Genomic DNA, 10,726 nt, shown 5'->3' with positions numbered 1-10,726 from the left:
GATACACAGGCTATGACGCCGCAGGCAATATCACAGGCGTCACCAGCCGTACCGGCCAAGCCGAAATGCTGCAGTGGTCGCCGACGGTGGCGACCACGCACGAAATAAGACTGACGACGTTCTCCACCGGCGCGCGTGTCAAGGACCTGCGGGGGCGAATCGGCCTATGGGTCTATGTCGATAACCTCCCGGGCTACGAGCCTGGTGGTACGCCTACCGGCTCCATAGGTATGACGCTGACCACGGACGCCGGCGCGGCGAACACCAACGCCTTAACGGTCGGATTCAACAGCAATCAGGTCAGGGAGGGCTGGAATTTCTTGAAGTTCGTGCAGCGCGACCCGGCTGCCTACGTGACCGGCTCAGGCGTTACTGAATATCACCCTTTCGGTGTGCTGGCAGGCGCCTACGGCACCGGCGCCGCCGCGAATATCCGCGACGCGGCAATCACCGGCATGAAGATCGACCTGTCGGGCATGGCAGGCGCCAACATCTACTTCGACTCGCTCTGGACCGACTTCGACTCGCAGGCGCAGATCGTGCTGGGCACGGATTCAGTGGGGGCGGATATGCCCACGTACTACCTGCCCATTTTCGACGCGTACAACTGGAAAGGGTACGTCGCGGTGCCTAAGCGCATCTGGGTCAGCGGCGACAAGGTGGTCAGCGACTGGACCGGCATCAATCCTTGGCTGAAGCTTGCCTACGACGCCGGCTGGGAATGCATCAATCACAGCACCAACCATCTGGGCGGCGCTGATGCGACAGGCACGATCATGTCGCCATCTGCCATTGCCTACGAGGTGGTGCCGGTTACTGCGCTCTACCTGAACAGCGGCATGACGCGCGGCCTGGAGTTCTACGCGTCGCCGCAGTCGTCCACCAGCCGCCTTTCGGAAAAGGTGATCAAGGGCACCGGCATCAAAATGCAGCGGCACGCTCGCAAGATCAATATCACGGTTACCCCATGGGGCATCGATAACCCGCACCACGTGGGCGCTTGCGACTGGGGCAGCGCTACTGCCGGCGGCATCTCGAAGATCACGGGCGGCGTGACCGGCTCGATCGCGGGCTGGCAGAGGGCCAGCCAGATCAACCGCATGACCGACGTCATCATCGCCTACGGTGATACCTGGTTCCCGTTCTGGCATGGCGTCACAGGCCTGGGCGACACGGGCAGTGGCGAAGATCCTACGGGCGACAATCTGCTGCTGATGAAGTCGGCATTTGAGAAAGCCTGCGCATACATCCGCCAGCAGCAGCTGGCCGGGAAGGTGCGCATGTGCGACGGCTTCACAGGTTTTTACTACGGAACGGGGCAGTGATGAAAATTGACGATATTGAATGGCGCGACTACTGCTGCGGCGATGCCTGCCAGTATGCCGAAGTGAAAACGAGCACGGGCACCTTGCAGATCAAGACCAGTCACGATGCCGACGATCTGTCCTATTTGGTGCGGCGCTATGGACCGGATAATATGCCGATCGATGCCGAGTACCTGCAGATGACCGAAGCACAGTTGTCTATCGCGCTGGGAGTCTGATATGCCTATCGTGATCGAAACGGGCGCCGGCCTGGCTGATGCCGAATCCTACGCCAGCATCGCTGCGGCAGACGCGCGCTGCGCCAGCCTGGGCCTGACCTCCTGGGCGGCGCTGGCCGAGGCTGAATCTTACGCAACACACTCGGGGGTGGTATGAGCAAAATATGCATCGTCCCACCGACCAAGCTGCCCGTTTCTATCGAGCAGGCACGCGCCAACATGCGCATCGATGGCGATTACATGGATTCGTTCCTGACGCTTTGGCTGGCGGGTATCACGACCACGATGGAGCATGAAACCGGCCAGTGCTTTATCCGCCAGACGTGGGAAGTCCGCCTGGATGCATTCCCTGCGTCCATCGATCTGCCCCATCCCGTGCTGAGCGTCACCTCCGTGGCCTTTATGGACGTCGCCGGTGTCGAGCAGCTGCTGGCACCGGAGGCGTACAAGCTGGTGCCAGCGCGCTACAAGAGTGCACTGGTGCCGGCGCGCGGTGCTACCTGGCCGGCGACATCGCCAGAGCCGCATGCCGTTATCGTGACGGTGGAATGCGGCTACGGCGATACTTCGGACAAGGTCCCCGCGAACGTGCAGCTGTACCTGCTGGCCAAGCTGGTTGACCAGTTTGACCCGAACACGCGCGCCGAGAAGGAGTCGGCACCATCTCCATTTATCGCGCGCCTGCTTGATGGCTGCCGGAGCAATGTATGAGCCTGGCGCTGCGGCTCGACAAGCGCGTCACTATTCAAGTGCACGCCGCCGGCCAGGACGCCGCCGGCCAGCCCCTGCCATCCGGCTGGGTCAATTTTCTGGCTGACGGGGATGGCAAGGTTTGGGCAGGTATCCGCGATATCAGTGGTCGCGAGTTCGCCGCCGCCGACGCCACGCAGAACAAGGTGGTATCGACCATCACGATTCGCCACCGCGAAGGCATCGCGGCAAAAATGCGCGTATTGCACGGCAACCTTATTTACAACATCGAAGCGGTACTGGGCCAGGACGGTCGCACCCTCGCGCTGATGTGTTCGAGAGGAATTGTTTAATGCTCACCATCGATGCCTCGGCCCTGAATGGGTTGGCTGAAAAAGTCCGGGAATACAGCGAGCGCGTGCAGACGGACGTCGCGTTTGCCGGTGCTGCCGCCATGGCCACCGTGATTTACCAGGGCGCACGCGGCAATGCTGCCCGAAATCGTAAAAGCGGCCTGTTGCTGAGCGCCATTTATCGCGTTTATGCGGAAGACCAGTCCAGCACAACACTGAAGACCTATCACGTCAGCTGGAACAAAAAACGCGCACCGCATGGCTACCAGATCGAATTCGGCAACTCCCGCTCGCCGGCCTATCCGTTCTTGCGGCCTGCAATGGCTTTGGCCGACGAGGCCATCACCGCCGGCAATGATCGCATGGCCGAGCGTCTGGCTGAAACCAAGGGGCGGAAATGACCATCGAAGTACAAGTGTTCCAGGCGCTGCGCCAACTTGTTGACGGGCGGGTTTATCCGGACTTGGCACCGGCCGACGTCGCGCGCCCTTATATCGTGTATCAACAGGTCGGCGGCGACGCGGTCAATTTCCTTGACGGGGCCATCTCGTCGAAGCGCAACAGTCGCATGCAGGTGTGCGCTTGGGCCGAAGCACGCATCGAGGCGTCTACCTTGATCGAGCTGGCCGAACTGGCGCTGCACGCCGTTACCGCGCTGCAAGCGGTGACGCTGGGCGCGCCAGTGGCGACCTACGACGAAGAAACAACGCTGCGCGGCGCCAGACAGGACTTTTCACTCTGGATTTAACGCCGGATTCATTACTTTAATTTGGCCCTTCAGGGGCATCCCCGCCGCTTTGTGCGGTTTTTTTTCGTCCATTGAAAGGAATTATCATGGCTGTATCTCTGCCGAATGGCACCACGATGTCGCTCGCGAAAACCTATGGCGCAAGCATCGCTGTCACTGAGGTTAGCAACGCTAAACCTGCTGTGTGCACTGCGGCCGCACACGGGCTGCAAGACGGCGACCTGGTAGAAGTCACGTCGAGCTGGTCCAAGTTGAACAACCGCGTATTCCGTGTCAGCGCTTCGGCGGCCGGCACCTTCGCCCTGGAAGGAACCGACACCACCAATGCGGCGATGTTCCGTCCCGGTGCCGCACGCGTCTCGGTTCGCGAGATCGAAACGCTGGAGCAGATTACGCAGGTGTTGGAAAGCACCTCGAGCGGCGGCGAAATGGGCTTCACCGAAGTCGCCTTCCTGGAAGATGATTTTGCCAGCCAGTTGCCCACGCAGGCCAGCGCTCAGTCGATTGCGCTGAACATCGCGGATGACCCAGCCTTGCCCGGCTACATCGCCATCAAGGCTGCTGCTGAATCGCGCTCGTCGCGCGCACTCGTTGCGGCCCTGCCCAGCGGCTCGCTGATCCTTTACAACACTATCGTGTCGTTGAACGAGACGCCCACCTTCACGAAAAATCAGGTCATGGCCGTGACGGCGACGTTTTCCCTGAAGACGCCACCAGTGCGCTACGCCGCGCAATAACTCGCATTTACAAGTTCCCCGCCCGTCACCCGGCGGGTTTTCAGCCCGCTCGGTCGCACCTTGTCGGGTCTTTTTATATATGAGAGAAGAAAATGGCAAAGCCAAAATTTAACCTGACCGCATCCCCTACCTTCAAAGAGCCTGTTGCCATTCCCTGCCCGGGCGGCAAAAGCGTGAATGTCGAATTCACGTTCAAGCACCGCACCAAGGAAGAATTCAAGGAATTCATCGACGGCCTGCCGAACCGCGAAGACGTCGACGTCATCATGGACATGGCCAGCGGCTGGGAGCTGGACGAGCCGTTCGACGTGGATCACGTCACGAAGATGAGCGAGAACTACCTGGGCTCGGCGCGCGCCATCATCGAAACCTACATGCGCGAACTGTCGGGCGCCCGCGTAAAAAACTGAAAGCCGTCGCCACGGCGCTTTACGAGCGCGGACCGGATGAGAAAGAGCTGGCCGCGTTTGGCATGACGCTCGACGACGTGGCGACGGAGCCAGTCGACGTGTGGCCTGAGAACGTGCAGGCCTTCCACCTGTTCGGTTTTCTGTCCACCCAGTGGCGCACTTCCATGAGCGGGCCCAGCGGACTCGATTATGGCGTGCTGTTCCATAAAATGGATCGCATGAGCCTATCCACCGATGAGTATGTGGATCTGGAACTGCAGATTCAGATCATGGAAGAGGCAGCACTTCGAGCTATCCATGCTTCGAAATAGCAACCGACTTACCCGCCACCCATGAGGTGGCATTTTTTATTGGATGGCCATGTCAGAAATCATCGGTAGCGCAACCATTGCGGTGGGCGTGGACTCGACAGCTGCCGAATCTGGCTTTGCAAAGATCGGCGCCGCCGGCACCCGTACGGGCAAGTCGCTCGACAACCTCAGCGGAAAGGCCGGCAAGGGGTTTGGCGATATCGGCAGCGCCGGCGATGCGTCGTCCAAGAAAGTGGAGTCGGCCACCCGCAGCATGATCGGTTCCATCCAGCGCACGATCGCGACGCTGGAATCGGGGTCGAAGTCCAGCGCCAAGTATTACGAGACACTGGCCAGCCAGCGCGGCGTGAGTGTCGATGTGCTGAAGCCATACCTGGCGCAGCTCGACTCTGTCGCGGCCAAGCAAAAGCTGGCCGAGAACGCGCTGCGCTCGACTGACCCGGTCATGAAGGAATTCGGCGTGTCGTCCGCGCAAACCACGGCTGCGCTGCGCCAGATGCCAGCACAGCTGACCGACATTTTCACCAGTTTAGCTGGCGGGCAAAATCCTCTGCTGGTACTGATCCAGCAAGGTGGGCAGATCAAAGACGCGTTTGGTGGTGTCTCGAACACCGTCAAGATATTAGGTAGCGAAGTGGCGTCCTTCTTCTCGTCGTCGGCTGGGGCAGCTGCAGCTGCGGCGGGTGTTGCGGATCTGGGCGGGGCCTTGGCCAATGTCGCTCAAGAGCATCAGGCGGCCACGGCAGGTATTGAGCAGGTCGGCGCTGCCGCTACGGATTTGGCTGGGGGCGCCAATGCGGCGGCTGAGGCAGTTGCAAATACGAGAATCGCCGTTGCCGGCCTGGCCGGCATAGCGTTGGGGCCAATTATTGCGGTAGTGGCCGCATTAATCGCCGTGGGTGTGGCTGCAGTCGCATATTATCAAGGTAGCAAGGAAGCTACGGCATATCGCACTGCGTTGATTATGACCGGCAACGCTGCTGGCACTACTGCCGGGCAGATGACAGATATGGCCCGTAGCATTAGCAAAAGCGTGGGCACTCAAGGTGCGGCTGCCGAGGCTTTGGCTGCTCTGGCGGCCACAGGAGAGGTGGGAGCCGACAACTTGCAACGCTTTGCTACCGTATCGGTGCAGGCGCAGAAGGCGCTCGGCATCAGCGCGGTTGATATGGCGAAGGATTTTGCAGAGCTAGGGAAGTCTCCTATGGAGGCAACCGAAGCGCTGAATGAAAAGTATCATTTCCTGACCTTATCCGTGTACGAGCAGATCAATGCTCTGGAAGATCAAGGGAAAATGGATGAGGCGGCGAAGGTGGCTCAGCATGCGTACGCCAACGCAATGGAATCGCGATCCAAGAAAGTTATTGAATCATTGGGCTATATGGAAAGGGCCTGGAATGGGCTTGGTTCTGCGGCGAAAGGGGCGTGGGATTACATGCTCAACGTGGGTCGAGAGGACACATTTGATGAGAAACTGAAGGCAGCCGAGGTCGCACTCAAGATGGCCAAGCAGCGCCGCTTTACCTATGTTGGTGCTGGGGCGGATGGCAAAGCCGATCTGATTGCCGCAGAGAAAAAAGTTGCTCTGCTGCGCGAAGAAAGAGATGCGAAGGCCTGGAATGGCAAGGTCGAGGCTGAAGGCATTAAATTGGATGAGGCTGGGATTTACTGGGCGAAAGAAGGTGATAAATATCTGACGCGACGCCAGCAGATGGAAAAGGAAATTGTGGCCAGTCAGAACCGGGGTCTGGCTGCTGGCGTTTCCGATGCGGAAATTGCTGAGCGGGCGCTGGATATTCAAAAGAAATACACCGATTTATTTAATGTCGGCATCGACACGCAAATTGAGGGGATCAAGCAGCGCGGCGCGGTCGAGGACATCGTGGCCGAGCGCTCGATGGCGACGCTGGTGGCGAACCGTGACGCCGGGCTGGCGACCAGTCTGTCGGCTCAGATCGAGTTCTCCCAGGCTGTGGCTGATTTGGATATCAAGGCTTTCAATCGACACAAGGCTCAGCTGCTGGAAGAGCTGGCTCTGACCAAGGGCAAGCCCAACAGCGAAAAAGAGCAGGCTTCGCTGCGAGGGCAGGCCGCGCTGATCGACGCGCAAATTGCGAGTCGCCGCCGCGCGGCGACCAACGAGCAATTCGTGCTCGACGTCAAGGCCACGCGCGCGGCCGCCAGTGACTATGCGGACCTGCTGGAAAAACGCGAGGCCGATGTTGATGCGATTAAAAAACAAGTCCTCGAGCAAACGAATGCCAATAACCTGATCGGGAAAAGCAAAAAGCAAATCGCTGACTTTAATGCCGTCCAGCAGGAAGAGGTTGCTACGCGTAAAGAGGTGGATGCTGCCATTCTGGCCACCATTCCTGGACGGGAAAAGGAAGCAGAACTGTTGCGTTCCCAGGCCGCCGAAATTCGCAATCTTACGGCAGCGCAGCGGGAAGGCGTGCAAAAGTCAATGGACTTTGAGGCGAACAAGGCGATGTTGGAGAGCCTGGATCGCACAGCGCACGATACATTCGTGAGCATCTTCGATTCCGGCAAGTCTGCCTTCGACCGCTTGCGCGACACCCTGAAAAACGGCCTGCTCGACCTGCTGTACCAGATGACGATCAAGAAGTGGATCCTGAACATCGGCGCATCGGTATCGGGCGGCGGCGTTGCTGGCCTGGCATCCGCCGAAGGCCTGGGCTTGAGTGGCGGCGCGGCTGGCGGCGGCCTGGGCGGTATTGCCAGCCTGGCACAAAGCGCCAAAACTGCCTACACCATCGCCACGCAGGGATTCTCTGGTGTGGCCGCAGGCATCGGCGGCAGCATCGCCACCCTGGGCAATCTCTTCGGCTCGTCCGCCGTATCCGCCTTCGGCGCCGGCATGGGGATGACGGGCGCGCAGGCAGCCGCAGCGTCTGCAGCCTATGGATCGGCAGGCATGGCCAGCACTGGCACGGCGTTGACTTCTGGCGCTTTCGCGGGCGCGGCGGTCACGGCCGCCGCAGGTATCGCCGCTGGCGTGCTGGGAGGAAAACTGATCTCTGGCCAGTATGGCAGCAATGCCACAGTGATCGGCGGTACCGGCATAGGCGCCGTCGCGGGTGCATTTATGGGCGGCCCTATCGGCGCGGCCATTGGTGGCGCCATCGGTGGCGTGATCGGCGGCCTGGCAAACCGCGCCTTCGGCATGGGCGACAAGAAGTATGGGGAAACGGGCATCACGGGGACGCTATCTGGCTCCGGATTCACAGGCGAGGAGTACGCCAAGTGGACGCAGAAGGGCGGCTGGTTCCGTAGCGACAAGAAAGATACGGACCGCAAAGCCGTCGACGCGACGACGTCCAATGCGTTTGTGGAAACATACGCCGCCATTCGCAATGTCTCTGCCACGCTGGCCAACACGCTAGGCGTCGACACGTCCAGCCTGGCCACGCGCGCCCAGGCGCTCAACATCAACCTGACCGGCCTCACCACGGAAGCTGACAGGATGGGCGCCGTCACCAAGTTTTTTGAGGGTGTGGGCAATGCGATTGCGCTGGAACTGGTTCCGAGTCTCGGCCAGTTCAAGGTCGGCAATGAAGAGCTGAGCACGACCCTGCAGCGCGTCGCCGGGGATTACGCCGGCGTCGACGCGGCGCTGCAGCTGATCGGCCGCACATCGCAGGATGCCTTCGGCGCCGTGGGCGTGGCCACCATTGGCGCGCGCGAGAATCTGATCAAGCTGGCGGGCAGCCTGGACTCGCTCACCAGCGGGACCAGTTTCTTTGCTGAAAACTTCCTGACGGAAGCGGAGCAGATAGCGCCCGTGCTGTCGACGGTGGCCGATACGCTGAGCAAGCTGGGCCTGTCCGGCGTCAAATCGGTGGAGCAGTACAAGGACGTGGTGCTGGGCCTGGACTTGGCTAGCACGGGCGGCCAAGAGATGTATATCAAGCTGCTGGCTTTGGCGCCGGCCTTCAAGGCGGCCGCCGACTACAGCAGCCAGTTAGCCGCAGCGACCGGCAATTATGCCGCTGTGGTCAAGACTGCCAGCGAAATCGCCAGCGAGCGCATGGATCTGCAAAAGCAGCTCAATGAATTGACCAAAAGCGAGACGGAACTGCTGGCCATCCAGCGCTCCAGCATCGCCGCCGTCAACCGTGCGCTGTTCGACCAGGTGCAGGCGGCCAAGGCAGTGGTATCGGCCAAGGACGCACTGGGCAAAGCCTACGACAGAGAGGCGGCAGCGGCCACGACGGCGCTGGACAAGTCGAAATCGTGGGTGACAACGCTCAACAGCCTGAACGCCAGCCTGGCCTTGGGCGCCCAGTCGACGCTGACGCCGGAGCAGAAATACGCCGAGGCGCGCGCCCAGTTCGAGAAAACCCTGGCTGCGGCCAATGCCGGCGACACGACGGCGCAATCCGGCCTGTCGGCTGCCGAGCAGGCCTTCCTGACGGCTTCGCAGGTGGTCAACGCCTCGGATGCTCGCTACGCGGCAGATTACGCCCGCGTGCTGGCGGCCAACGATGAGGCGTTGAAATGGGCCTCGGCCCAGGTCGACGTGCAGCAGGCCAGCCTGGATGCCCTCAAGGCCCAGGTCTCGGGCCTGATCACCATCAACGACAGCGTGCTGACGGTGGCGCAAGCCATCGCCAACCTGCAGGCGGCGATGGGCACGGCGAGCGGGCTGGGTGTGCAGTTCGACGGTTCCCATGCTGGCGGCCTGGCCAATGTGCCGTTTGACGGCTATGCGGCCGAGCTTCACCGCGGAGAGGTGGTGGTCGATGCGCCGGCTGCAGCGGCCATGCGCCGCTACTTCGGCGGCACCCCAAGCCAGGGCGGCGGCAATACGGANCCCAAGCCAGGGCGGCGGCAATACGGATACGCTGGTGGCGGAAATTAAGCTGCTACGCGCGGAAGTGGCTGCGCATCGAGCCGACCAGAGCAAGCAAACCGGCGCCGTGGTCCAGGCTACCGTCGAATCGAACGACAAAGCAGCAAAAACGGTTGTGGCCGGTGTTGATAAATCTGCCAAGGCATCTGCCTGGGCGAAACAAGTGGAGTACTCGCAATGACCGATGTGCAATTTTTGGCGTGGCTGCAAAGTTCATCGGCCACTCGCATGGTCCTGATCGAGGTGCAGGTAAATGTGGCGGGCGTCGAAGTGACGCGGTTTATCTCGTCCTGGCCGTACGTCACCGGCCCGGCTGACCTCCCGCCCAACGTCGAGTACTTGCCGCTGGCCACTGGCGGGCTGGCCTTCACCGAACAGGTCAGCCTGACCGGCGAGGCTGGCCTGTCGGGCGGCGATATTGAGCTCGATAACGGCGATGGTGCGCTCGATGGCTGGCTCGCCGACGTCTGGCGCAACCGGCCCATCAAGGCCTGGTCAGGCGATCCGGCCTGGCCGCGCAGCGACTTTCGCCTGATCTTTGACGGCATCGTTGCCGATATCGGCAGTTCTGCGCGCGAATCGATCAACCTGTCGTTGCGCGACAAGCTGCAGCGCCTGGACACGCCTATTGCTGAGGCCAAGCTGGGCGGCACCACGCCCAATAAGGATGCGACGCTGCCGATCCCGTTCGGCGAATGCCATAACGTGACGCCGCTGCTGACCAATCCCGCCACGCTGGAGTATGGGTTCCTGGGTGCGGTGGAATCGAGTTTCGAGGTGCGCACCAACGGCAAGCCGATTGCCGTTGCCTTGAATGACCAGGCGGGGCGCTTCAACCTGACCACCGATCCGTTTTCCACCACGATCACGGTCAGCGTGCAGGGCGACACAGGCGGCGGCTATGCACCACGCATCGCGCCGCTGGTACAGCGCATTGCCACCGCCTACGGCAAGGCAGCCGACCGTTTCACCCTGGCCGACCTTGACCTGGACAACCTGGCCGCCTTCGATGCCGCCCACCCGCAACTGGTGGGCCTGTACGTTGCGGACCGGACGAACCA

General features: G+C 61.0%; 12 protein-coding genes and 1 pseudogene. All 13 read left to right on the top strand.

Going from position 1 to position 10,726, the window contains the following annotated elements:
- The coding region (locus K0F85_RS27460; RefSeq protein ID WP_219118978.1) for a hypothetical protein at positions 1 to 1,325 on the top strand (1,325 nt) is incomplete at its 5' end.
- Positions 1,325 to 1,543 carry a hypothetical protein gene (locus tag K0F85_RS27455; RefSeq protein ID WP_219118977.1) on the top strand — a complete coding sequence of 73 codons (219 nt, stop codon included), beginning with the start codon at positions 1,325 to 1,327 and terminating at the stop codon, positions 1,541 to 1,543. The genes K0F85_RS27460 and K0F85_RS27455, both read left to right, overlap by 1 nt.
- 1 nt (position 1,544) lies before the next feature.
- On the top strand, positions 1,545 to 1,700 hold the full coding sequence (locus tag K0F85_RS27450; RefSeq protein WP_219118976.1) for a DnaT-like ssDNA-binding protein: 156 nt from the start codon (positions 1,545 to 1,547) through the stop codon (positions 1,698 to 1,700).
- A complete protein-coding gene (locus tag K0F85_RS27445) occupies positions 1,697 to 2,254 on the top strand; it encodes a hypothetical protein (protein WP_219118975.1) in 558 nt (185 codons plus the stop codon). The genes K0F85_RS27450 and K0F85_RS27445 overlap by 4 nt, the downstream gene beginning before the upstream one ends.
- A complete protein-coding gene (locus tag K0F85_RS27440) occupies positions 2,251 to 2,586 on the top strand; it encodes a phage head closure protein (RefSeq protein ID WP_219118974.1) in 336 nt (111 codons plus the stop codon). Before K0F85_RS27445 ends, K0F85_RS27440 begins: the two co-directional genes overlap by 4 nt.
- Entirely contained in the window at positions 2,586 to 2,987 is a 402-nt protein-coding gene (locus K0F85_RS27435) for a hypothetical protein (RefSeq protein ID WP_219118973.1), read from the top strand. The genes K0F85_RS27440 and K0F85_RS27435 overlap by 1 nt, the downstream gene beginning before the upstream one ends.
- Entirely contained in the window at positions 2,984 to 3,334 is a 351-nt protein-coding gene (locus tag K0F85_RS27430; protein ID WP_219118972.1) for a DUF3168 domain-containing protein, read from the top strand. The genes K0F85_RS27435 and K0F85_RS27430 overlap by 4 nt, the downstream gene beginning before the upstream one ends.
- 86 nt (positions 3,335 to 3,420) lie before the next feature.
- On the top strand, positions 3,421 to 4,071 hold the full coding sequence (locus K0F85_RS27425; protein ID WP_219118971.1) for a phage tail tube protein: 651 nt from the start codon (positions 3,421 to 3,423) through the stop codon (positions 4,069 to 4,071).
- Between the two features lie 92 nt (positions 4,072 to 4,163).
- The gene (locus K0F85_RS27420; RefSeq protein ID WP_219118970.1) at positions 4,164 to 4,481 is read left to right on the top strand and encodes a phage tail assembly chaperone; all 318 of its coding nucleotides are present in this window, start codon (positions 4,164 to 4,166) and stop codon (positions 4,479 to 4,481) included.
- A gap of 62 nt (positions 4,482 to 4,543) precedes the next feature.
- Entirely contained in the window at positions 4,544 to 4,792 is a 249-nt protein-coding gene (locus tag K0F85_RS27415) for a DUF1799 domain-containing protein (RefSeq protein ID WP_219118969.1), read from the top strand.
- A gap of 49 nt (positions 4,793 to 4,841) precedes the next feature.
- The gene (locus K0F85_RS27410; RefSeq protein ID WP_219118968.1) at positions 4,842 to 9,674 is read left to right on the top strand and encodes a phage tail length tape measure family protein; all 4,833 of its coding nucleotides are present in this window, start codon (positions 4,842 to 4,844) and stop codon (positions 9,672 to 9,674) included.
- Entirely contained in the window at positions 9,661 to 9,846 is a 186-nt protein-coding gene (locus K0F85_RS27405) for a hypothetical protein (RefSeq protein ID WP_219118967.1), read from the top strand. Before K0F85_RS27410 ends, K0F85_RS27405 begins: the two co-directional genes overlap by 14 nt.
- Positions 9,843 to 10,726: pseudogene (locus K0F85_RS27400) on the top strand (hypothetical protein); the annotation flags it as partial. The gene K0F85_RS27405 and the pseudogene K0F85_RS27400, both read left to right, overlap by 4 nt.

The organism is Janthinobacterium sp. UMAB-56 (assembly GCF_900095265.1).
In the GTDB taxonomy this organism is placed as follows: Bacteria; Pseudomonadota; Gammaproteobacteria; order Burkholderiales; family Burkholderiaceae_D; genus Janthinobacterium.
The sequence above is the reverse complement of the archived record's forward strand: the minus strand, read 5'-3'. Positions and strand labels throughout refer to the sequence as shown.